General features: G+C 66.4%; 22 protein-coding genes and 1 riboswitch. Of the genes, 9 read left to right on the top strand and 13 right to left on the bottom strand.

Going from position 1 to position 22,670, the window contains the following annotated elements; genetic code table 11:
- Positions 1 to 96: 96 nt before the first annotated feature.
- Both AC1RHV_RS23945 and AC1RHV_RS23950 read right to left on the bottom strand, forming a co-directional pair.
- Complete coding sequence (locus tag AC1RHV_RS23945; RefSeq protein ID WP_125471645.1) at positions 97 to 912, bottom strand: competence/damage-inducible protein A; 816 nt, start codon at positions 910 to 912, stop codon at positions 97 to 99.
- 34 nt (positions 913 to 946) lie between these two features.
- On the bottom strand, positions 947 to 1,756 hold the full coding sequence (locus AC1RHV_RS23950) for an EI24 domain-containing protein (protein ID WP_054449954.1): 810 nt from the start codon (positions 1,754 to 1,756) through the stop codon (positions 947 to 949).
- Between the two features lie 63 nt (positions 1,757 to 1,819).
- On the opposite strand from AC1RHV_RS23950, the gene AC1RHV_RS23955 reads away from it, so the two are divergent.
- Positions 1,820 to 2,203, top strand: a complete 384-nt coding sequence (locus AC1RHV_RS23955; RefSeq protein ID WP_054449951.1) for a thioredoxin family protein — start codon at positions 1,820 to 1,822, stop codon at positions 2,201 to 2,203.
- Positions 2,204 to 2,284: 81 nt separating this feature from the next.
- Here AC1RHV_RS23955 and AC1RHV_RS23960 read toward each other — a convergent pair whose 3' ends face one another.
- The 3 genes from AC1RHV_RS23960 to AC1RHV_RS23970 all read right to left on the bottom strand — a co-directional run bounded on the left by AC1RHV_RS23960 (position 2,285) and on the right by AC1RHV_RS23970 (position 5,165).
- Entirely contained in the window at positions 2,285 to 3,760 is a 1,476-nt protein-coding gene (locus AC1RHV_RS23960) for a DEAD/DEAH box helicase (RefSeq protein ID WP_156337298.1), read from the bottom strand.
- A 323-nt stretch (positions 3,761 to 4,083) separates the two neighbouring features.
- Positions 4,084 to 4,419: an AzlD domain-containing protein gene (locus AC1RHV_RS23965; RefSeq protein ID WP_054449947.1), complete on the bottom strand. Its 336-nt coding sequence runs from the start codon at positions 4,417 to 4,419 to the stop codon at positions 4,084 to 4,086.
- Complete coding sequence (locus tag AC1RHV_RS23970; RefSeq protein ID WP_059371643.1) at positions 4,416 to 5,165, bottom strand: AzlC family ABC transporter permease; 750 nt, start codon at positions 5,163 to 5,165, stop codon at positions 4,416 to 4,418. Before AC1RHV_RS23970 ends, AC1RHV_RS23965 begins: the two co-directional genes overlap by 4 nt.
- 196 nt (positions 5,166 to 5,361) lie before the next feature.
- Here AC1RHV_RS23970 and AC1RHV_RS23975 point away from each other — a divergent pair, with 196 nt between their 5' ends.
- The 4 genes from AC1RHV_RS23975 to AC1RHV_RS23990 all read left to right on the top strand — a co-directional run bounded on the left by AC1RHV_RS23975 (position 5,362) and on the right by AC1RHV_RS23990 (position 8,153).
- Positions 5,362 to 6,282 carry a branched-chain amino acid transaminase gene (locus AC1RHV_RS23975; protein WP_054449943.1) on the top strand — a complete coding sequence of 307 codons (921 nt, stop codon included), beginning with the start codon at positions 5,362 to 5,364 and terminating at the stop codon, positions 6,280 to 6,282.
- A gap of 77 nt (positions 6,283 to 6,359) precedes the next feature.
- Positions 6,360 to 6,575 (top strand): zinc-finger domain-containing protein, encoded by a 216-nt coding sequence (locus tag AC1RHV_RS23980; protein ID WP_054449942.1) that lies wholly within the window; start codon positions 6,360 to 6,362, stop codon positions 6,573 to 6,575.
- A gap of 37 nt (positions 6,576 to 6,612) precedes the next feature.
- Entirely contained in the window at positions 6,613 to 7,035 is a 423-nt protein-coding gene (locus AC1RHV_RS23985) for a YybH family protein (RefSeq protein ID WP_054449940.1), read from the top strand.
- A gap of 17 nt (positions 7,036 to 7,052) precedes the next feature.
- The gene (locus AC1RHV_RS23990; RefSeq protein WP_054449938.1) at positions 7,053 to 8,153 is read left to right on the top strand and encodes a YheT family hydrolase; all 1,101 of its coding nucleotides are present in this window, start codon (positions 7,053 to 7,055) and stop codon (positions 8,151 to 8,153) included.
- Between the two features lie 36 nt (positions 8,154 to 8,189).
- Here AC1RHV_RS23990 and AC1RHV_RS23995 read toward each other — a convergent pair whose 3' ends face one another.
- The gene (locus AC1RHV_RS23995; protein ID WP_054449936.1) at positions 8,190 to 9,716 is read right to left on the bottom strand and encodes a M48 family metalloprotease; all 1,527 of its coding nucleotides are present in this window, start codon (positions 9,714 to 9,716) and stop codon (positions 8,190 to 8,192) included.
- A gap of 57 nt (positions 9,717 to 9,773) precedes the next feature.
- Between AC1RHV_RS23995 and galU the strand changes: the two genes are divergently transcribed.
- The gene (gene galU, locus AC1RHV_RS24000; protein WP_054449934.1) at positions 9,774 to 10,625 is read left to right on the top strand and encodes a UTP--glucose-1-phosphate uridylyltransferase GalU; all 852 of its coding nucleotides are present in this window, start codon (positions 9,774 to 9,776) and stop codon (positions 10,623 to 10,625) included.
- 28 nt (positions 10,626 to 10,653) lie between these two features.
- On the opposite strand, the gene AC1RHV_RS24005 is transcribed toward galU, so the two are convergent.
- The 6 genes from AC1RHV_RS24005 to AC1RHV_RS24030 form a co-directional block, all read right to left on the bottom strand.
- A complete protein-coding gene (locus tag AC1RHV_RS24005; protein ID WP_054449932.1) occupies positions 10,654 to 10,851 on the bottom strand; it encodes a hypothetical protein in 198 nt (65 codons plus the stop codon).
- Between the two features lie 65 nt (positions 10,852 to 10,916).
- The gene (locus AC1RHV_RS24010) at positions 10,917 to 11,792 is read right to left on the bottom strand and encodes a cytochrome c oxidase assembly protein (protein ID WP_492302143.1); all 876 of its coding nucleotides are present in this window, start codon (positions 11,790 to 11,792) and stop codon (positions 10,917 to 10,919) included.
- 87 nt (positions 11,793 to 11,879) lie between these two features.
- Positions 11,880 to 12,983, bottom strand: a complete 1,104-nt coding sequence (locus AC1RHV_RS24015) for a porin (RefSeq protein ID WP_492302145.1) — start codon at positions 12,981 to 12,983, stop codon at positions 11,880 to 11,882.
- Between the two features lie 52 nt (positions 12,984 to 13,035).
- On the bottom strand, positions 13,036 to 15,834 hold the full coding sequence (mgtA, locus tag AC1RHV_RS24020; protein ID WP_175159432.1) for a magnesium-translocating P-type ATPase: 2,799 nt from the start codon (positions 15,832 to 15,834) through the stop codon (positions 13,036 to 13,038).
- A 421-nt stretch (positions 15,835 to 16,255) separates the two neighbouring features.
- Complete coding sequence (locus AC1RHV_RS24025; protein WP_054449923.1) at positions 16,256 to 16,609, bottom strand: hypothetical protein; 354 nt, start codon at positions 16,607 to 16,609, stop codon at positions 16,256 to 16,258.
- 441 nt (positions 16,610 to 17,050) lie between these two features.
- Complete coding sequence (locus tag AC1RHV_RS24030) at positions 17,051 to 18,055, bottom strand: sodium:calcium antiporter (RefSeq protein ID WP_119449695.1); 1,005 nt, start codon at positions 18,053 to 18,055, stop codon at positions 17,051 to 17,053.
- A 52-nt stretch (positions 18,056 to 18,107) separates the two neighbouring features.
- Positions 18,108 to 18,296, bottom strand: a riboswitch (yybP-ykoY riboswitch).
- 128 nt (positions 18,297 to 18,424) lie between these two features.
- On the opposite strand from AC1RHV_RS24030, the gene AC1RHV_RS24035 reads away from it, so the two are divergent.
- Positions 18,425 to 19,768, top strand: coding sequence for an aminopeptidase P N-terminal domain-containing protein (locus AC1RHV_RS24035; protein ID WP_119449696.1), 1,344 nt, complete (start codon positions 18,425 to 18,427; stop codon positions 19,766 to 19,768).
- 23 nt (positions 19,769 to 19,791) lie between these two features.
- Here the strand turns inward: AC1RHV_RS24035 and AC1RHV_RS24040 are convergent, their stop codons facing one another.
- Positions 19,792 to 20,256 (bottom strand): TM2 domain-containing protein, encoded by a 465-nt coding sequence (locus AC1RHV_RS24040; RefSeq protein WP_492302148.1) that lies wholly within the window; start codon positions 20,254 to 20,256, stop codon positions 19,792 to 19,794.
- Positions 20,257 to 20,335: 79 nt separating this feature from the next.
- Between AC1RHV_RS24040 and AC1RHV_RS24045 the strand changes: the two genes are divergently transcribed.
- Positions 20,336 to 21,505 (top strand): UbiH/UbiF/VisC/COQ6 family ubiquinone biosynthesis hydroxylase, encoded by a 1,170-nt coding sequence (locus tag AC1RHV_RS24045; protein WP_492302150.1) that lies wholly within the window; start codon positions 20,336 to 20,338, stop codon positions 21,503 to 21,505.
- A 114-nt stretch (positions 21,506 to 21,619) separates the two neighbouring features.
- Positions 21,620 to 22,645 carry a tRNA dihydrouridine synthase DusB gene (gene dusB, locus AC1RHV_RS24050; RefSeq protein WP_054457331.1) on the top strand — a complete coding sequence of 342 codons (1,026 nt, stop codon included), beginning with the start codon at positions 21,620 to 21,622 and terminating at the stop codon, positions 22,643 to 22,645.
- The last annotated feature ends 25 nt before the right edge of the window (positions 22,646 to 22,670 follow it).

The raw sequence follows: 22,670 nt of genomic DNA on the forward strand, positions 1-22,670 counted from the left end.
CAAACAGTTCTTTCCCGTATTGTGAAATTTACTGGCGCGTTTGGCAACCGCTTTTTGTATCAAAAAAAGGGCCGCACATCGGGTGCGGCCCTGACTTCAGGCTGCTGGCGGGGGCGCCAGCCTGCCTCCCAGGCGCAGCACCTCGGCCCGCAAATACTCCAGCGCTTCGGCTGCCGCGGCCGGTTCGCCCTTCACGCCCAGGTCGATATGGGGGGTGCCGCCGGCCTCGCCCACGCTGGGCAGGCTGAACGCGCGCACGCCGGGCCAGCGCGTTTCCACGGCCTGCATGGCCGGCGTAATACGCGATTCGGGCATGCTGAATACCAGGAAGGAATGCTCCGCGTGGGCGCGCACATGCTGCAGCGCACGATAGCGCGTGTCCAGCGTCCATTCCAGCATGGGCCACGCCATGACGGGAAAGCCCGGCACGAAGGTGTGGTCCTTGATGAAGAAGCCGGGAATGCGATTGTAGGGATTCGGGACGATCTCGCAGCCTTCCGGAAACACGCCCATCTGCAGGCGCTGCTGGTTTTCCGGCGCGCTCATGTCGGCTGTGCCCTGCCCCTTGGCAGCCATCTCGGCCGTGCGCAGCGCGATGGCCTCTTCGGCCTCCGGGTGCAGCGCCAGCGGCAGGCCGAGCGCGGCCGCGGCGGCCTGGCGCGTGTGGTCATCGGGCGTGCCGCCGATGCCGCCACAGGAAAACACCACATCGCCGGTGGCAAAGCTGCGCTTGTAGGTGGCGATGAGCGTGTCGCGGTCGTCGGGCACGATTTCAGCCCAGCCCAACTGCATGCCGCGCGCGCCCAGAAGCTCGACGACCTTGGAAAAATGCTTGTCCTGACGGCGGCCCGAGAGGATTTCGTCCCCTACGATGATGAGGCCAATGCGGCGGGCGGCGGATTCTGCGGCCATGTCCGATTCCAGAAGTTGAGAAGAATGACGCGATTCAGACGTCGATGACCCGGTCCTCGCGCAAGCGCTTGAGCGCTTCCAGACCGTAGTGGGCGTAGACCAGGGCCGAGAACACCGGCAGGATGACCCACGCGGGCGGCAACAGGTTCAACAGCGAGCAGATCAGGCCTATGGTCCAGAAGCCGCCGTTGTTGCGTTCCAGGATCAGCTTGCGCTCGGCGGGGCTGGCGTGTTCGACGATGGCGTCCACGCGCATCATGCGCGAAAACGCGAACGCCCACCAGAAGATCGACAAGGCGATAGCCATGGGCGGCACCAGCCACAGCGGCAGCGTCAGCAGCCAGCCCGCGGCAAAGGCCAGCGATACCCAGATCGCGTTCCATACGCTGACCGCCGTCGCATGCTTGCCTTGCCGCGTGACGCTCACATACTCACGCTTGCCGACGTGGTTCAGCACCAGCGGCATCACGAACACGGCGGCAATCGCCAGGCCGAGGATGCCCGATACCGGCAACAAGATGGCCACCGCGATCACGGGGATCATGTAGACCTTGAGCGAGAACAGCCCCATCGCCAGCATCCAGTCCTCGGCCCGGTTGACGAAGTCCCAGCGCGCCGCCTCGGCAGCCAGCCATTCGTTCAGCGGCGTCCAGAACAGGTACAGCAGCAACAGGGCCCCCACCAGCGCGATCAGGAACGGCAGCAGCACCGCGAACAGCATGGAGGGATGGCATTGGGACACCAGGGCGCGCTTGAACGCCTGGCCCACGCTGACGGCGCCGGCCCCGGCAGCGGAAAATCGGCCGTTGTCGGGCGTGGCGGAATCAGTGCGCAAAGCAGTCATGGACGAGGAATGAGGGGGTAGACATCCCGGGTATGATAGTCAAACACGCCTTCATCTGCCCACATGTCCCTACTTGTACCCGATACCGACCTGGCCGCGCTGCGCGCGCGGCTGGGCTCATCGCCCGACGCCTGGCTGGTGGCCTGCTTCTGCGCGGCCTGGTGCGACACCTGCGAGCAATACAAGCCCAAGCTGCAAGCGCTGGCCGCCGCCATGCCGCGGCACGTCTTCGCCTGGATCGACATCGAGGACCACGCCGAACTCTTGGGCGACGAAGACGTGGAGAACTTCCCCACGCTGCTGGTGCAGATCGGATCGAAGGTGGTGTTCTACGGCCCCATGCTGCCGCACATCGGCCACCTGGAACGCCTGCTCGAAAGCCTGAATGAAAACAGCCCTGCGGTCGCCACCGCGCTGCCGGACCTGCCGCGCATGCTGGCCGCCTGAGCCGCAGCGGGCGTCACGCGCGCCAGCCATAAAAAAACCCGCAGACCTAAGGGCTTGCGGGTTTTTTCATGCCGGCGCCTTTCAGGGCTTGCGGCTACCGCCCAGCAGGACGGCGATCTGGCGCTTCGGCCCCGAGGATGCGCCGTTGCTCCTGGGCGCCGGTTCTTCGGCGGGCGCGGACGGCGCCGAGGGCTCGTAGGGCTTCAGGAAGAAATCGTCCACGGGCTGGCGCGGCGCGCCGGACGAATAGCCGGAGCGGCGGTCGGACGAACGGCCGCGGTCGCCGCGGCTGTCACGGCTTTCACGACCCTCGCGCCCTTCGCGCGACGACGAACCGCGGCGCTCGTCGCTGCGGCGGTGGCTGCGCGCGACCAGGTCGGCAGGAACATCCAGGGTGCCGCGCGGCACTTCGCGCTTGATGAGTTTTTCGATGTCGAGCAGGAAGCGTTCTTCGTCGGGCGTGAACAAGGCGATGGCCTCGCCCGATGCGCCCGCGCGGCCCGTGCGGCCAATACGGTGCACGTAGTCTTCCGCGTTATACGGCAGGTCGTAGTTGATGACGCAAGGCACGCCGGCCACGTCGAGGCCGCGCGCGGCCACGTCGGTAGCCACCAGCACTTCCAGTTCGCCGGCCTTGAAGGCTTCCAGCGCCTTCATGCGGTCAGCCTGGGTCTTGTCGCCATGAATGGATTCAGCCTTGACGCCATCGCGTTCCAGGTCGCGGGCCAACCTCGCCGTGCCGATCTTGGTGTTGGAAAACACGATGACCTGGTTCAGGCCGCGCGACTTCACCAGATGCACGACCGCGGCGCGCTTGGCGTCGCTAGGCATCTTGTAGGCGATCTGGGTGATCGTGTTGGCGGTGGCGTTGCGCGCCGCGACTTCGATTTCGACCGGTTGATTCAGGTACGAGCGGCCCAGCTTGCGGATTTCATTGCTGAACGTGGCGGAGAACAGCAGGCCCTGGCGCTGCGCGGGCAGCAGGCGGATGATGCGCTCCAGGTCGGGCAGAAAGCCCATGTCCAGCATGCGGTCGGCTTCGTCCAATACCAGGATGCCGACCTGGCTCAGGTTCACGTTCTTTTGCTCGACGTGGTCGAGCAGGCGGCCGGGCGTGGCCACCAGCACTTCGCAGCCGCGGCGCAGGGCTTCCTTCTGCGGACCGATATCCACGCCGCCGAACACCACCGCCGAACGCAGGGGCGTCTGCTTGCTGTAGCGCTTGACGCTTTCGTAGACCTGGTCGGCCAGTTCGCGCGTGGGCGTCAGGATCAGCGCGCGCACCGGATGGCGCGCGGGCGATGCGCTGGTATTGGCCAGCGGCATGAGGCGATGCAGGATGGGCAGCGTAAAGGCGGCCGTCTTGCCGGTGCCGGTCTGGGCTGCGCCCATGACGTCGCGCCCTTCCACCACGACGGGGATGGCCTGCGCCTGGATCGGCGTGGGCGTGGTGTAGCCGGTTTCGGCGATGGACTGCAGAAGCAGAGGGTGCAGCCCGAAATCGGTGAACGTCGGCGCGGGCGCGGCAGGTGCTACGGATTGAGTGGATTCAGTCATCAGGGTTAGGCAGATACCGGGACCAGTGAAAAAGAACAAAACGAGAGTGCTACGCGCACTGCACTACATATGCATCGGAACAACCTGAACACGCGCAATCTGCATCCTGCCTTGCTGGCCAGGCGGCGCATTCTGGATTCGATACTTATGAGGGCAGTACCAGGCCCGGATTGCTGTGGATAACATGATTTTAGCGCAGCCGCATTACCACACGGTCCAGCCGCCTTCTGAAAGGCATTGCAAACGCCTTCCGCCCGCTGTCAGCAAGCGCCCGCCGGGCATACCAGCCGCGTCCACTGGATGGACGTTTTGGGTAATGACTCTTAGCCGGCCAGCCAGCGCAGGCCCCAGAGCGCCAGCATGCCGACGATGATGACCAGCACCGCGCTGCGGGTGCGCAGGAATACCAGGATGGCGAGTACGCCCGCGACCAGCTTGTAGTCGAACACCGGCCCCAGGCCGGCCTTCCAGGGCAGCAGGTCGGGCACGATGATGGCGGTCAGGGCGGCTGCGGGCGCGTAGCGCAAGGCGCGGCGCACGCCTTCCGGCAGGGGGATGTAGTCGCCGAACAGCATGAAGCCGGCGCGCGTCAGCACACTGCACAGCGCCAGCAGCAGGATGGCGGAATAGACGTAGATTTCAGCAGGCCAGAGCGTCATGCGCGGGCCTTGAAGTAGCGTTCGGCCCAAATGCCGGCGACCACGCCCGCCACCACGGCGGCGGCCAGGCCCAGGCGCAGCGGCAGGACCTGCCCGGTCCAGGCGACCACGCCGGCTGCCAGCATGGAAATCAGCATGGGCTTGGTGTTGGCCAGCGGCACCGTGATGGCCAGCAGCGCCAGCACCGCGGCAAAGTCCAGCGACCAGTCCGTGGGCACCATGGAGCCCAGATAGATGCCGACGATGGACGAGGTCTGCCACACGAACCAGCCCGGCGCGATGGCGCCCAGGAAGAACCAGAGCTGCTCGCGGGTGCCGCGCACGGCCGCATCGCCAAAGCGCGGCATGAACAGCACGAAGCCCATGTCGGTCGTGAAATACCCCAGCCCCAGCCGCTTGGGCCAGGACAGGTGGCGGAAATAGGGATGCAGCGCCGCGCCGAAAATGAGAAAGCGCAGGTTCACCACGCAGCCGGCGGCGAAGATCAGCCAAAGCGGCGCGCCAGTGGCGATGAGCGGCAGGGACGTCAGTTGGGCCGAGCCCGCGTACAGCAACAGGGTCATGGCCAGCGCCATGGTTTCGGTCAAGCCCGACTTGACCATGGCCACGCCGGTGACCAGCCCCCAAGTTGCGGTGGCGATCAGGGCGGGCACGATGGCGTGCACGCCAGCCCGGAATGCAGCGATACGCTCCTGGCGGACCGCGACGGGGTCTTCGGATTCAGGAAGCGCGGATTCAGAGGACAACTGCTGGCCCCTGGCGATTCGGACAGGACGACATGGAAACTCTAAGGAAAAGGAACGCACGACAACCCGTTCGCCCGCCGGGATCACTACGCGCGGGCCTGGCGGCGCCGCGCCGGGGCGCGAATAGGGGCGTATTGTAACCTCGCTGCTTGATACAATACGGGCCTCGGGATTCTTGGGCGCTTGGGAGTAGACCATGTCGATGGCAGACCGCGACGGCTTCATCTGGTATGACGGCAAGCTCGTACCGTGGCGAGACGCGACCACGCACGTCCTGACGCACTCCCTGCATTACGGCCTGTCGGTATTCGAAGGCGTGCGCGCCTACCGCTCCGAGATCGGCACCGCCATCTTCCGCCTCGAAGACCACACCAACCGCCTCTTCAATTCGGCTCACATCTACCAGATCCCGATGCCCTTCGATCGCGACACGATCAACGAGGCGCAGCGGACGGTCGTGCGCGAAAACCAGCTGGAAGCCGGCTACCTGCGCCCCCTGGTGTTCTACGGCCCCGAAAAAATGGGCGTGTCGCCCAAGGGCGCCCGGGTGCACGTGGCCATCGCCGCCTGGCCCTGGGGCGCCTATCTGGGCGAAGAGGCGCTGTCCGCAGGCATCCGCGTCAAGGTGTCGTCATTCGCGCGCCAGCACGTGAACGTCACGATGCCGCGCGCCAAGGTGGCCACCACCTACGCCAATTCGATCCTGGCCAATACCGAGGCCCTGCAGGACGGCTACGACGAAGCCCTGCTGCTGGACACGGAAGGCTTCGTGGCCGAGGGTTCCGGCGAAAACCTCTTCATCGTCAAGGACGGCGTGCTCTGCGAGCCTGAGATCGCATCCGCCCTGACCGGCATTACCCGCTCCACCATCCATGCGCTGGCCGCCGACCTGGGCTTGCGCGTGGTGACCAAGCGCCTGACACGCGATGACGTCTACATCGCCGACGAGGCGTTCTTCACCGGCACGGCCGCCGAAGTGACCCCCATCCGCGAAGTGGACAACCGCCAGATCGGCTCCGGCCGGCGCGGCCCGATCACGGAGCGGCTGCAGAAAGCTTTTTTTGACGTGGTGAATGGCCGCAACCCGAAGTACCATCACTGGCTGAGTAAAGTCTGATCCGCGCGGCCCGGTCCATGACCAGGCCGCATCATTGCCCCAACCTGCCGATTACCGGTTTTTTTTCAGGAATATCCATGACCGCTGCTGCTCCGGCCGCCGTCCCCCACCCCCACGAAGTCATCGAGGTCGGCGCTGACGACCTGCCCGTGTTCTGTCCGGGCCCCAAGGCGCCGCTCTGGAGCATGCATCCGCGCGTGTTCCTGGACGTGGCCCGCACCGGCTCCGCCAGTTGCGCCTACTGCGGCGCCGAATACCGCCTGAAGCCCGGCACCGTATTGCACGGCCACTGAGTCACCCGCTCTACAACGTCCACCCGTTTCCGCCGCCATGTTCGCCACGCCCGAAGAAGCAGAGCACGCGTTCTACGAAGCCCTCGACCAGGCGGACGTCGTACGCCTGATGCAAGTCTGGGCGGACGACGAGGAAGTCGTCTGCATCCATCCGGGGGGCCTGCGCATCGTCGGCCACTCGGCGGTGCACGATTCCTGGCAGCAGGTGCTGGCCAACGGCCCGCTGCACGTGCGCCCATTGCGCCCGCTGGTCATGCTCAGCATGATGTGCGCGGTGCACGTGCTGGTGGAACAGGTGGCGGTGCAGACGCGGGAAGGCACGCAATTCGCCAATTGCTACGCCACCAACATCTACCACAAGGGGCCCACCGGCTGGCGCATGGTCATGCACCATGCCTCGCCGGCGCCCACCGAAGCCGGGGTGCTCGACTTGCACGACGTACCCGACATGCTGCACTGAATCGGGTGGATTTTTAGTTGGCCGCTGCTCGTCTTGATACAACGCCCTGTCCCGTCCCCTCCTGGTTGCCCGGAGGCGACAGCCAGACGGTTTATGCCGCCCTGTTCGCGCAGTATCACCGCATCGCATTCGTGCGCGAACGGGTGGACACGCCCGACACCGACTTCGTCGATTTCGATTGGACCGGTCCGGGCCTGTTCCCACACAAGTCCGCCGACGGTGCGCCCGTCAGCGGCCAGCGTCCGGTTGCCAATGGCAAGACCGCCGCGGCCCGGTGGATGACGGATGCGGACTGGAAGTCCCTGCCGCATACGCCCGATACCCCAGCCCTGATCCTGTTCCACGGCCTGGAAGGCGGCAGCAACAGCCGCTATGCGCAGTCCATCGCGCATCACTTCCGCGCGCGCGGCTGGATCGTGGTGATCGCGCATTTCCGCGGCTGCTCGGGCGTGCCCAACCGCCTGGCCCGCGCCTACTACTCGGGTGATTCGGCCGAGGTCGGCTTCATGCTGAATACCGTGCGCCAGCGCATCCCGCATGCTCGATGGCATGCGGTCGGCGTATCGCTGGGGGGCAACGCCCTGCTCAAATACCTGGGCGAACACCAGGAGGATACCGGCTGGCTGACGGCCTGCGCGGGCGTGTCCGTGCCGCTGGACCTGGTGGCCTGCGGCAAGACGCTGTCCACCGGCATATTCAACCGCAGGGTCTACACCGCCCATTTCCTGAAGACGCTCAAGCACAAGGTGCTGGAGAAGGCGCACCGCTATCCCGGCGCCGTGGACGTCATGCGCATCGCCCATGCGCATGATCTGCGCGAATTCGACGACACGTACACCGCGCCCATGCACGGCTTTCGCAATGCGCTGGATTACTGGACGCGGGCGTCCAGCAAGCCCTGGCTGCCGAAGATATCCGTGCCGACGCTGGTGCTCAATGCCCGCAACGATCCGTTCGTGCCGGCCGCGTCGCTGCCGACGCCCGAGGAATGCTCGTCCACCATCCTGCTGCATCAGCCTACCGATGGCGGCCATGCCGGTTTTCCGACCGGCAGCTTCCCCGCCCACCTGAACTGGCTGCCCCAGCGGCTGGGACGCTTCTTCGAAACCGGCCTGTAGGGCGCGCCCTGCGCCCTGCCCGGCTCGGCCGGGCGCTCAGCCCGACTTGAAGCGTTCCAGCAACTGGCGCTCTTCGGCCAGCTTGTCCTTCACTTCCTTGATCTGCACGTCGATCTGAGACTGCTCGTAGAAGTCGGTGGACATGTTGCGCGCCTGCTGCAGCTGCGATTCCGCGGCGGCGTATGCGCCCGTCATGACGTAAAAGCGCGCCTGGTCGCGGCGCGCGGCCACGGGCTTGCCGTTGCGGTCTTCGCTCTGCGCCAGCATCTGGTAGAGGCTGGGCTCGTCGCTACCCCATTGCTTGATCTTGGCCCGCAGGTATTCCTGCGCGTCCGTGTGGCGGCCGACGCTTTGCAGCGCCTGGGCGTAGGCGATGCCCAGGGCCCGGTGGGCGGGCCAGCGCTTGGTGCCAGCCTGGGCGAGCTCCAGCGCCCGGGGGTACTCCTTGCGGGCCAGGGCGATATCCACACTGAGCTTGGCCAGCTGGGCCGAGCTTCGACCGTCCGCCGACGCCAGGTTCCAGTTGCGCTCGGCCTCGGCCAGGTTGTTGCGCTGGAACGCCTGCAGCGCCAGGCCGTAGTAGGCGGCCGACTTGCGTACGCCCGACAGGGCCTGGGCCTCGTCCTGCAATTGCTGGCCGGCGGTGCGCAGGCTGACCGCGTCGCGGCCCTGCACCACGCGCATCTTGGCGCGTATGTACCAGAAATCGTCGCTATCCACGTGGCGCGCCACCGGAGACTGGTTGCGCACCCGATTCTGCACGTCCGACATACGCTCGATGGACAGCGGGTGGGTGCTGGCCCATGAGCCGCCGCCCGCGCCTTCATTCAGGCGCGACGCATTCATCAGGCGCCCGAACATCTGCGCCATGCCTTCGGCGTCGTAGCCCGCCTTGGTCAGCATCTGCAGCCCGGCCCGGTCGGCTTCGCGTTCCGCATCGCGTGAAAAACCCAGCTGGCGGTTGATGGCCGCGGCCTGGCCGAATGCCGCCACGCCCACCGCCAGGTTGCCGCCGCCCCCGGCCAGGGCCGCCAGCAGCGCCCCCGCCAGGCTCGCCAGCATCACCATGCTGTTCTGGTTCTGCTGGGTCATGCCGCGGGCGATGTGGCGCTGCACGACGTGGCCGATTTCGTGCGCCAGCACCGCCGCCAGTTCGGACTCGCTGGCGGAAGCCACGATCAGTCCCGTATTGACGCCGATGAAGCCGCCGGGCATGGCGAAAGCGTTGATTTCGGGGTCGCGCACGCCGAACATCTCGACCTCGGGGACCGCGCCGGGCGCGAAGGCAGCCAGTTTGCGCCCCATGGTGGTGAGGTACTGGCTGAGTTCGGAATCGTCCACATAGGTCGGGTCGCGCCGCCCCTGGGCCATGATGGCCTCGCCCAGGCTGCGCTCCAGCGCAGGGGACAGTTCAGCGGCAGAGGCCGCACCCATCGAGGGCAGGCCTACGGGCTGCGCCCAGGCGGCGATGGGGAGGGCTGGGACGGCCAGGGCCACGGACAGCCCGACGATTGCACCCCGTTTCGCAATCGAGCAAATGGATGGCATTTTCCTGCGGTTCATAAGCCTATGATAGCGATGCGCTTAAAATGTTTCATCGATAGCCCCAACGAGGTCTCAATGCGTCCTGTCCGTAAAGCCGTTTTCCCCGTCGCCGGCATGGGTACGCGCTTCCTGCCCGCCACCAAGGCGATGCCCAAGGAAATGCTGCCCGTGGTCGACAAGCCGCTGATCCAATACGCCGTGGAAGAAGCCGTGGCCGCCGGGATCACCGATCTCATCTTCGTGACGGGGCGCAACAAGCGCGCCATCGAAGACCACTTCGACTCCGCGCCGGAACTCGAATCGGACCTGGAAAGCAAGGGCAAGCACGAGCTTTTGGCCATGGTGCGGGGCATTCTACCTGCGCATGTGAATTGCCTCTACATCCGCCAGTCGGCCCCGCTGGGACTGGGCCACGCGGTGCTGTCGGCCGCGCCGGCCGTGGGCGACGAACCGTTTGCCGTGCTGCTCGCCGATGACCTGATCGACTCCGACCAGCCCGCGCTGAAGCAGCTGATCGACGTGGCCGTGGCGCAGAACGCCAGTGTGCTCGGCGTGCAGGACGTGCCGCGCGCGGATACCCGCAAGTACGGCATCGTGGCCACCCGCCAGGGGGAGGCCAGCGCCAGCGGCCGCACGGAACGCGTCACCCATATCGTCGAAAAGCCCGACCCCGAAGCCGCGCCGTCGACGCTCGCCGTGGTGGGCCGCTACGTGCTGGAAGCCGCGATCTTCGACCACCTGCGCTCGACCAAGATGGGCGCCGGTAACGAGATCCAGCTGACCGACGGCATCGCCTCGCTGATGCGCGAGCGCGCCGTGTATGCGCACCGCTATGAAGGCGTGCGCTACGACTGTGGCAGCAAGGCCGGCATGTTCCAGGCCACCGTGGCGCTGGGCAAGAAGTACCACGGCCTGCTGCCGGAATAGCCACAAGCCTGCGGCTATTCGTGCCGCGTCAAGGCTTAAGCGCCGCGGCCTCGCGCCGGCCGTTGAAGCCTTGTTCCAGAATCTTCCGCGCCGAGGGCTCATGGGCCTTCGGCCCGCCGATGCCAAAGCGCTGTGCCGCCACGCCCATCAGGACGATCACGGCGCCCGGTGCGGACGTGTACAGCACCTCCTGGCGGTATGTACCCTCCAGCGTCATCGTCAGCAAGGCTGCGCAGATGAAATACGCCGAAGAGCTTCTAAGCTGACGGCGTATGCCACCCGCCGCGGTTTTCAGGCTGAAGCGGCGCGGGCACGGGCCTTGGAACGGGCCAGCGCATCGCGATCCGCCTTGCGCAAGCGCCCCTTGGCCGACAGGCGCATCAGGGTTCCCAGGGCCACCATCAGGCCGATCACCTCGACCAGCGCGGCCGGAATCCACATGGTCAGGCCGCCTATGGTCTGATCGGTCTGGGCCGACATGGCGATGGCGCGGCCGCATAGTTCGAACAGCGGATAGATGTCGCTTTCAGTGAAGGCAATGACCGCGCCGGCCACCATTTGCGGCAGCATCGTCAGCACGGGAGAAATGACCCGGCCGCCCGGCGTCATGGCCGCGGGAGGCGCGGGCCTGCGGTCCAGGATCAGGTTCCAGTACATGAAGCCGCTGATGACCACCGACCAGTTCATCAGGCGGTAGAGGCGCCAGTCCAGCATGGAATAGAACTGCACCGACGGGATCAGCCAGACCAGCACCAGGAAAACAAACAGCGTCGGCACGAAGATCTTGTGGGTCAGCACCGCCACCGTGGCGCGGCCGGCGCCGGTGCGCAGGAAGTCGCGCAGGCGGATGCGCCAGCGCATGGGCAGGGCCGCGCGCATCACCTGCCCCGGGAATGCCGCCATCACCAGCAGCGGCCCCAGATGGTGCAACACCAGATGCTGGATGCGGTGGATGAAGAACATGCGCTCGGCGTAGTAGTCCAGCCGGGTATGCATGGACAGGTACAACAGCACCATGCCGGTCCAGAACAGGATGCTGCGGGCGGCGGTCACGCGATGGACCTTTTGGCCGCGCAAGAACAGCACGATGGCCACCAGGAAGGAGGCCACCAGCGTGGGAGAGAACTCCCAGGGTATGAGCCATTCGAGACTATCCATGCAAACCATCCGGAAAACGTCGGGGCTGTACGAGGACGGGCGCCATGCGCCGCACCCGCCGATTGTAGTTGACCCCGGCCCGCCCTGCCCCGGCGCTCAGAAACGGTGCGAAATGCCCGTGCCCACCCGCGTGGTGTGGGAATGGGCAGGATCGAACTGGTCGTCCAGCGTGTAGTTCGACGCATAGCCGGCGAAGGCATAGAGCGTCGTGCGCGGGGACAGGCTGTAGGTATAGCCCAGCGTCATCACCTGCGCATTGCGCGCCGTCATGCCGTTGTCCCAATGCCAGTCTGGATGGGCCAGCGACCATTGCACCAGCACGGCGCCAGGCCCGACCGGCACGCTGGCCCCGACCAGCCAGGCATCGACCGTGCCGCCGCGCACGAAGGCAGCCGGTCCCAGGCCCATGCCCAGTCCGTCGGGATCGCCCCCGTCCAGCCCGACATCGCCGTTGCGCTGGCGCGACCATGCCAGGGACAGCTTCAGCACCTCGAAGTCATAGGAAGCGCCCAGCTGGACCGCTTGCGGCCGTCCGTTGCTGCCCGGCGGCGCGTCGGCCAGGCGCAGCTGGTCCCAGGTGGCGACCGCCAGCAAGGGTCCATCCTCATATTTCAGGCCGAGACTGAGCGCGCGGTTGTTGTTGGCCGTTTTGAACTGGCTGCGGTCGTCGGCGTCGAAGGAATAGCCGATGCCTGCCTGGAAGCCCTGCCAGACCGGCGTGTAGTAATTGACCAGGTTGCTGAGCTGGTAGTTGTCGGACGCCTTGAAGGTGGCACCCATGCCCATTTCCTTCCAGGACGCGATTTCCAGGGAATTGCCGTAGACCTGGCCTATGGTGTGCTGGCGCCCCAACCGCAGGTCGCCGAAGCTGTCATGCCCCAGGCCGACCCAGGCGGCGTAATTGAAGTAGCGGTCGTCGTCGGCCCGCTTGCCCGACGAGGGATCGAAGCCGCTTTCCAGCTGGAACCTGACGCTCCAGCCCCCGCCCATGTCTTCCGCCCCCGTCATGCCCCACAGCGTATCGGTCAATCCGCCGTTGAGCAGCCCGCTGTGGCTGCCCTGCCCCGAGACCGAAGTGACGGCCAGCCCCGCGTCCACCACCCCGTACAGCGTCAGCCCCTGCCCGGTCTCGGCGCAGCGACCCGCCAAGGGAAGGGCCAGGCCCACTGCCATCAGCGCGGCAAAAGTAGCGATTCTCATGTGTTTCTCCTGATCGCGCGGCGGGCTTGCGCCCGCCGCGGGCCTCATCTACTTATTGCCAGCCGTAGCGGCGGACCCAGATTCCCTTCAGGAACTGCGTCAGCGTGCAATAGGCCAACAGGATGCCGATCAGCCAGGGGAAGTAGCTCAACGGCAGCGGCTGCAGCTGGAGGTACTCGGCCAAGGGCGAAAACGGCAGCAGCAACCCCATCGTCACCACCAGCAGGGTCATGCCCATCAGCGGCCACGCGGCGCGGCTTTGCAGGAACGGGATCTTGCGTGTGCGGATCATATGGACGATGAGCGTCTGCGACAACAATCCTTCGACGAACCAGCCCGACTGGAATAGCGTCTGGTGTTCCGGCGTATTGGCCTGGAAAACGTACCACATGAGCGCATAGGTGGCGATGTCGAACAGGGAGCTGATCGGACCGAAAAACACCATGAAGCGACCCAGGCCGTCAGGGTCCCACTGCTGGGGCTTCTTCAACAATTCTTCGTCGACATTGTCGAACGGGATTGCGGTCTGGGAAATGTCGTACATCAAGTTCTGCACCAGCAGGTGGATGGGCAGCATCGGCAGAAACGGCAGAAAGGCGCTGGCGACCAGGACCGAGAAGACATTGCCGAAGTTCGAGCTGGCCGTCATCTTCAGGTACTTGAGCATGTTGCAGAAGGTCTTGCGACCTTCGATGACGCCGTCCTCCAGCACCATCAGGCTCTTTTCCAGCAGGATGATGTCCGCAGCCTCTTTGGAAATATCGACCGCCGAATCCACCGAGATGCCCACGTCGGCCGCCCGCAGGGCTGGCGCGTCGTTGATGCCGTCGCCCATGAAGCCCACGGTGTTTCCCTGGGCCCTGAGGCTGCGCACGATGCGCTCCTTGTGGGCCGGCGTGAGCCGCGCGAACACATTGGCCTCGCGCACGGCGGCGGCCAGTTGCGCCTCGTCCATTGCCTCGATATCGGCGCCCAGATAGACCTTGCGCACCTCGAAATCGACCTCGCGGCAGACCTTCTGCGTCACCAGCTCCACGTCGCCGGTCAGCACCTTCACTTCGATGCCGGAATCCTTGAGCGCCTTGAGCGCGGGGGCGGTGGATTCCTTGGGAGGATCCAGGAAGGCCATGTATCCGACCAGCACCAGATCGGACTCGTCGGCCACGCCGTAGGTTTGCTGGGTGGGCGGCATTTCCTTGACGCCCACCGCGATGACGCGCAGGCCGTCGCGATTCAGGTCCGCCGTCACCCGGCGGATGTCGGCCCGGCGGGCATCGGTCAGCAGATGCTCTTCGTGGCCCACGCGCAGGCGGGTGCAGACCGCCAGCATCTCCTCCAGCGCGCCCTTGCAGATCAATTCGTGATGCTCGCGGCCATTCTCGGTTTCGTTGACCACGACCGACATGCGGCGCCGGGAAAAGTCGAAGGGGATCTCGTCGACCTTGCGGTACTTTGCCGCCAGATCCAGCTTGCGCTCGACTTCGGCGTGCTGCAGCACCGCCACATCCAGCAGGTTCTTCAAACCGGTCTGGTAGTAGCTGTTGAGATAGGCGTAGGCCAGCACGTCGTCGCTGCTGGCGCCGTAGACGTCGGTGTGGCGCTCCAGCACGATGCGGTCCTGGGTCAGGGTGCCGGTCTTGTCCGTGCACAGCACGTTCATCGCGCCCAGGTTCTGGATCGCGTCCAGCCGCTTGACCACGACCTTGCGGCGCGACATGCGCACGGCGCCCTTGGCCAGGGTGGCCGTGACGATCATGGGCAGCATTTCGGGCGTCAGGCCCACGGCGATGGCCAGCGCGAACAGCAGCGCCTCCATCCAGTCGCCCTTGGTAAAGCCGTTGATCAGCATGACGATGGGCGCCATGACCAGCATGAAACGGATCAGCACCCAGCTCACGCGGTTGATGCCCTGCTGGAACTGGGTCGGCGCGCGGCTGGTCTGCGTGACGCGCCCGGCCAATTGGCCGAAGTAGCTGCGCGAGCCCGTGGCGACCACCAGGGCGCTGCCCGAGCCGCTGACCACGTTGGTACCCATGAACGCCATGTTCTCAAGTTCCAGCGCGTTGGCGGTCTCGCTGCGCTGCGTGGCGTACTTTTCGACAGGCAGCGATTCGCCCGTCAGCGCGGCCTGCGCGATGAACAGGTCCTTGGCATTCAGGATGCGGCAGTCGGCGGGAATCATGTCGCCCGCGGACAGCAGCACCACGTCGCCCGGCACCAGCTCCGCCAGCGGCACCTCGATCTGGCGCGAGCCGCTGACATGCAGCGCCACGCCGAAATAGCGGCGGGCATCGCCCTCGGCCTGGGTCGCCGGGTCGCTGCGCAGCACGGTGGCGGTGTTCTGCACCATGGCCTTGAGCGCCTCGGCGGCGCGGCTGGAGCGCTGTTCCTGCGCAAACCGCAGCACGGTGGAGATGAGCACCATGGCGCCGATGATGAATACCGCCGTCCAGGACTGGTCGTCCGGCACGGCCATGCGCACGTCGGTGAGCCAGGACAGCGCCGCCAGCGCGGTCAGAAGCAGGTTGAACGGATTCCGATAGGACAGCCACAGATGCGTGTACCAGGAGAGCGGCTTTTCGTGGTCGACCTCGTTGGCGCCGTAGCGTTCGCGCGCGGTCTGGGCCTGGGCCTCGGACAGCCCGCCGCGGCTGCTGCCGAACAGGGCGAACAGGGCGCCGAAGCCCATGCGCGACAGGTCCAGCATCTGGCGGTTGGCATGGCGCGCGGTGTCGGAAGACGCCGCGGCGGTCGCGACGCCGCGTTCCGGCATGGGCGAACGGCGGAAGTGTCTGGCGCTATGGCGCAGGCCCGCCGCCGACGTAAAGAAGGACTTGAGAAACTTGAACATCGGAGTGCTCCGGTTGTACGTGTAGTTGTTGGAGACACGGACGACCCTGCCCTCTGCTGGCTGCGCGCGGGCAGCAGCGGTCCGCGGCTTTCGCGCAGAAAGCCGTCAAACCGCCGCGTACAGGCGTGCGCAGGCGCCGGGGCAATGTTGCCGGTATCCGGATCGCATGAAATGCGCCGGGTGCGGAAAACGGATGGGAGCTAGCGGAGGAATCGGTGCCGGCGGCAGAGGCGCACGCGACGTGGGCCAGGCCGGTGATTCTTGGCTGCGGACTCCGTACGGGCCAGGATGACTATCCTGCCTGTCGGCTCGCAGCGAGGAGACAGGTCAGACAGGCATGCCGGCGCCGCGCACTGGGCGCAATCGAGGCTCGGGGTCTAAGGCACTGGGCATGATCTCTCCTGTGGAAGAAAGGACGGCTTCAGGCCAGCGCGGCCTGCGCGGCCGGCGTCGTGGTCTGGGTGCCGAAATGCACGTGGCGCACGGCGGGATTGGCGCTCAGGCGGCGCGCCTGCGACATCAGTTCGCCCCGCAGCTCCGGGGGGCAATTGACGGTGATGCAGGCGGATGCCATGCCAGGATCCCGGCCCTGGTCGATCTGCACTTGCGAGACGTCCAGGCCGGCGGCGCTGAAGTCCAGGCAGATCTGCTTGCGCAAGGCGCCCAGCTCGTCGCGCGGACAGATGACCGTCAGGCGCGAAGTGCCGCGGCGGCGGCCCAGGGCGGTGGCGCGGTCCACGCCGGCGCGGCGTAGGAACAAGTCGAAGAAACGCATAACGACCTCCATTGCAAGAATGGGGAGCGTGATCGCGAATACGCGCGCATGCGCGCTGCGCTTGGCGGACAGGCACGAGAAAAACGTGCGCGAACGCTGACGCTGCGGCTGAAGCGGCGGTTCTGGCGGTTTATGTTGGGGAGTTTCCCGGCAAGCCGCTGGCTTGCGCGATTGCCCTGGCTTGCGCCTGGAGCTTGGGATACAACCGCAACCTGTTCAACAGGCTGCGGCAGACGGAGTTCTGCGTGGACCTGTTAAACAGCGACGTCGATGCAAGATCGACAACTTTCGCCGGAATCGGTATTCACGAAGACTGCTCCTGGGATGGATAACGGGCAAAATTTTACGCGGGTTTCCACTTATGGACAAGGCTTTTGGCGCTAAATCGAGCCTGAATGCGGAAAAAAGCGCGGGGCCCCAAGCCCCGCGCACCAAACGCCGTCAGACGTAGAAATGCCAGCCCAGATAGGCTGCGAACACGGCATACAGGCCCCCCACGGCCGACAACGCCGGCACGCTCATGGCCGAGCGGCGGAAACGGAGCCACAGCAGGCCGATCGACAGCATCGTGAACAGGCCTGCCGCGAGCAGGGGACCGTCCAACAGCCAGGGCGTCATGAAGATACCCAGCGCGCTTGGGATGGTCGCCTGAATCATCATGGCGCCCGAAATATTGGCCAGCGCCAGCCGTTCCTTGCCCTGGCGCACCCAGATCAGCGCGTTCATGATTTCCGGCAGCTCGGTCGCCACCGGCGCCAGCAACAGCGCGGCCACATGAGGCGATGCGCCCATCGCCACGCCCAGCAACTCGATCTGGTTCACGAACACATGCGATGCCCCGGCGATCACGACCAGGGCCAGCACCGTCTGCGTGACTGCCCAGAACATGCTCGGATCCTCGTCGCGCGGGCGCAGCTTCAGCGGTTCGAGGTCCTCGCTGTCCAGGCTCTCCTCGTCGTTGCTGAGCTCGCGCTTGACGTAAAGGCCGTACGTGGCCAGGAACAGGATGCCCAACCAGGGCTTCCAGGCAAAGGCCAGCAGGCCCAGGCCCACCTTGAAGATGAAGATGCCCATGAACCAGGCCTGGTCGCGGGCCAACCGGCGCTGGTCCGCGTTGATACAGTCCGCCTGCGTGGCCCGCCCGCGGCGCGAGCGCCACAGAGCCAGGCCAACCACCGCATACGCCAGCGTCGCCAGCACCAGCGGGCCGCCCATGGCCGCGCCGACGCCTATGTCTTTTTGCTCGGGGGTTTCGCCAAACACGACAGCCATGAAGGTCACGGCACTTTCCGGCAAGGCCGTACCGAACGCGGCCAGCACGGTGCCGGTGGCGGTGGCGCCAAGCTGGAAGCGATGGCCGACCCATTCGACGCCGTTCACGAAGAACTCGCAGGCGAAGTAGATCACTGCCGCTGACAGGAAAAACAGGAACAGGGTGAGAAACATATGGGCGAGCCGGACGAGCAGAAACCAATTGGCGCGACGTCGCGGCTCGCCCGGCTGGGGTGAACGCAACGCGGCCAAAGGTCTCGCCTGGCTGATCCATGCGGCGGGTGCCGCCGTGCATGGATACCGCTACTAGCGCCATGGAGTTCTAGCGGCTGCTGCGCAGCGCTGAACCACCAAGTCTGTTGACGCTAGCTCCTTTGTGGGGACAAAGGATGGCTACTCCCCAATGACAGAGCGGCGATTGTAGCAGCTTGGCCTGCGCGGTCCAGCGAATTCAGTGCGCCCCTTGCGGGCTGTCGCAAGCAGGGGATGGCAGGTAAAGTAAACGGCATCCTCACCCTGCCGGGGTTCGCGCCCCAGTCCGCCATGAGCCTGCCTCCCGACGACATCGCCCCTTACGCCGCGCGGCGCCAACGCCTGATGGCGCAGATGCGCGCGGAGGGCGGCGGCATCGCCATACTGGCGACCGCCCCGGAAGCCACGCGCAACCGCGACGCGGAATATCCATACCGGCACGACAGCGACTTCTTCTACCTGACCGGCTTCACCGAACCCGGCGCCTGGCTGGTACTGACCGCCGGTGCGACCGACCGCGCCGTGCTCTTCTGCCGCCCCCGCCACATCGAACATGAAATATGGGAGGGCAAGCGCTTCGGCCCCGAGGCGGCTGCCGCGCATTTCGGCTTCGACGACGCCCATCCGCTCGATGCGCTGGACGAACTGATGCCTGCGCTGCTGCAGGACCATGCCACCTTGTACGCTCCACTGGCGGGCGACAAGCGCAGCGACGGGCGCCTGCACCGCTGGCTGGCCGCGGCGCGCGAGGCCGGCCGCGGCGGCCATGCGCCGCCTTCGCGCCAACAGGACATCCGGCCGCTGCTGGCCGAGATGCGGCTGATCAAGGACGCCACGGAAATCGCGGCCATGCGGCGCGCGGCCAAGATCTCCGCCGGCGCCCACGTGCGCGCCATGCGCGTCGCCCGCGCCGGCATGCGGGAGTACGAGATCGAGGCCGAACTGCTGTACGAGTTCCGCCGCCACGGCGCGCAATCGGTGGCCTACAACAGCATCGTGGCCGCCGGCGCCAATGCCTGCGTGCTGCACTACCCGGCCGGCGAAGCCGTGTTGCGCGACGGCGACCTGGTGCTGATCGACGCAGGCTGCGAGGTCGACAGCTACGCCAGCGACATCACCCGGACGTTCCCGGTGAACGGCCGCTACAGCGGTCCGCAGCGCGCGCTGTACGACCTGACGGTGGCCGCGCAGGATGCCGCCGCCCAGGCCACGGCGCCCGGCCGCAGCTTCAACGACGGCCATCAGGCCGCCCTGCGCGTGCTGGCGCAGGGCATGCTGGACCTGAAACTCTTGAAAGGCTCGCTGGACGGGGTGCTGGAATCCGGCGACTACAGCCGCTTCTACATGCACCGCACCGGCCACTGGCTGGGCCTGGACGTGCACGACGTGGGCGACTACCGCCAGCCCGGCCCGGCCCACGGCGCCGAACGCCCCTGGCGCAAGCTGGAACCGGGAATGATGCTGACGATCGAGCCCGGCATCTACGTGCGGCCCGCTGACGACGTGCCCGAGGCCTACTGGAACATCGGCATCCGCACCGAAGACGACGCGCTGGTCACGGACGAAGGCTGTGAACTCATCACCCGCGGCGTGCCGGTGCAGGCCGGCGAGATCGAAGCGCTGATGCGCGAGTAGGCTGGCGGCGCGCCAGAGCCGCGCTAAAAGACGTAGCCGTCGAGCCAGCCCATGGCGATCCAGGTGTAGACCACCACCATGGCGATGGCGAACATGGACACGATGGCGCCGACCAGGCAGGCCAGGATCGCAACCAGCACCGGCCCCCAGCCGGTCTGGGTCGGCCGGCCCAATCCGTCGTTGTAGAGGCGGTCGAATTTCTCGTCCGGCATCAACGAGAACACCGCGCTCTCGATGAACCCGTCGACCATGGGTATGAACACCAGGAAGAAGGCGGGGTTGTCGTACCAGACAGGGTAGAAGCTGACGGCACAGAACAGGCTGATCAGCGTGTACGCGGTCACCAGCCAGGCGTGGCGGCGCCCCAGATACCACCAATGCACCCCCACCGCCCCGAACAGGCAGGCCAGCAGCCCGACCGCGACCTTGCCGCGCGGGCGGCGGGCGGAAGCTGCGGACAACGGGGATGAGGCCTGTAGCTGCGTCATGTCGATCGACCGGAAAGAGGACCACGGCGCCAAGACGCGCCGGCTGCTGCGGATTGTAGTGGACGGTTAAAATCCGGGCATGACTTCATCCGCCTTCGACATAGCGATTCTAGGCGCGGGCCCGGTGGGCCGCGTGCTGGCCCTGATGCTGGCGCGCGTGGCGCCCGACCCCGCGCGCATCGCGCTGCTTGCCGCCAGCGCGCCCGCCCCGGTCGCGCCGTCGGTGGCGGCGCCCGCCACGGATCCCCGCGTGCTGGCCATGAACCACGGCAGTCGGGTGCTGCTGGAGTCGCTGCATGCCTGGCCCGAACGCTCGGCCGACATCCGCAACATCCATGTGTCGCAACGCGGCCGGCTGGGCCGGACGCTGATCCAGAACACCGATTTCGGCGTGCCGCAACTGGGCAGCGTGGTCGCCTATTCCGGCCTGCATGCCAAGCTGGACGAATGCGTGGCCGCCTGCGGCGTCACCGTGCTGCCGGGCCCGCCCGCCCGGATCGGCATGCAGGACGCGGACGGCGTGCGCATCGAACAAGGCGACACGACGCTGCTGTGCCGGGTGGCGGTGCAATCCGACGGCGCGGGCGCGGTCGACGTGCGCCGCGACTACGACCAGCACGCGGTGCTGACCACGGCGCACGCCACCCTGCCCCGCCGCGGCTGGGCCTGGGAGCGCTTCACCGCCGAGGGCCCGCTGGCGCTGCTGCCGCATCCGCAGACCCCGGACGCCTATTCGGTGGTCTGGTGCAGCGCGCCCGAGCGCGCGGCCGAACTGGCGGCACTGGATAATGCCGCGTTTTCGCGGGCGCTGTCCGTCGCCTTCGGCGACCGCCTGGGACGGCTTTCCAGCCAGGCGCCCCGGCATGTCTTTCCGCTGGCGCTCAGCGCCCGCCGCGCCCAGGTGCACGGCCGCGTGGCGGCCATCGGCAATGCCGCGCAAACCCTGCATCCGGTCGCAGGCCAGGGCCTGAACCTGGGCCTGCGCGACGCAGCCCGCCTGGCCCAGACGCTGGCCGGCTGGCTGGCTCACCCGGAGGTCAATCCCGGCTCCGCCCTGGCGGAATTCGCCGGAGCGCGCCACGTGGACCGCTTCATCACCGCCGGCCTGACCGATCTGATGCCCCGCATCTTCTCGACCGGCCTGGCGCCGGTGGAGCACGCCTGTGGTCTGGCCTTATTGGGGATGGATCTGGCCTCTCCGCTGCGCGCGCCGCTGGCGCAGCATCTGCTGCAAGGTTTCCGCGCCTGAACTCTTCCTATCCGCCCCCGATAATGGGGGCGGTTGTCTGCTTTCGCCTTCCTTTGTTACGAATTGTTCTCCAGGTGACAAAGAGGGCGCGAACGAGCCGGTTAAAATGTGAGCATGCGCATAGGTCAATGGACCCTTCCCAACAACGTGCTGGTCGCGCCCATGGCGGGCGTGACGGACCGTCCTTTCCGCCAGCTTTGCAAGAAGCTGGGGGCGGGCTATGCCGTTTCGGAAATGGCCGCGAGCAACCCCAAGCTGTGGGATAGCGTCAAAACCTCCCGCCGCCTGAACCATGACGGCGAGATCGCCCCCATTTCGGTGCAGATCGCCGGCGCCGACCCTGCCATGATGGCGGAGGCGGCGGTGTTCAACGCCAGCAAGGGCGCCCGGATCATCGACATCAACATGGGCTGCCCGGTCAAGAAGGTCTGCAACGTGGCCTCCGGGTCTGCGCTCTTGCGCCATGAAGACCAGATCGCCCGCATCCTGGACGCGGTGGTATCCGCCTGCGCGCCGCTGGACGTGCCGGTGACCCTGAAGACCCGCACGGGCTGGGACCGCGAAAGCCGCAATGCCCTGCGGGTGGCGAAAATGGCCGAAAACGCCGGCATCGCCGCCCTGACCCTGCATGGCCGCACCCGCGCCGACCTCTATACGGGCGAGGCGGAATATGACACTATCCGCGCCGTCAAGGCCGAGCTGAAAATCCCCGTTGTCGCCAACGGAGATATCACTACGCCCGAAAAAGCCCGGCACGTCCTGGATTACACTGGCGCCGACGCGGTCATGATCGGCCGGGCGGCCCAAGGCCGTCCCTGGATTTTCCGCGAAATCGACCACTACCTGCGCACGGGCGAAACACTGGCCCCTCCCTCCTATGGGGAAATGCGCGAGCTGCTGCTCGAACATCTCGACGACCATTACCGGTTTTACGGCGAGCACACCGGCGTACGCACGGCGCGCAAGCACATAGGCTGGTATCTGGACGGCCTGCCGGGGGCGGATTCGTTCTGCGCCCGCATGAATCTGATCGACAACACCCGCGACCAGTGGCGGGCCGTGTCGGACTGGTTCGACCTCATCTCGCGCGACGGCGGATCCCATCCGGCGCCGGTCGCAGAAGCCCTGCTGGCGGCATAACCGCCTCAACACCAACATAAAAATA

The sequence above is a fragment of the Achromobacter sp. GW823-FHT04E03 genome (assembly GCF_058796095.1).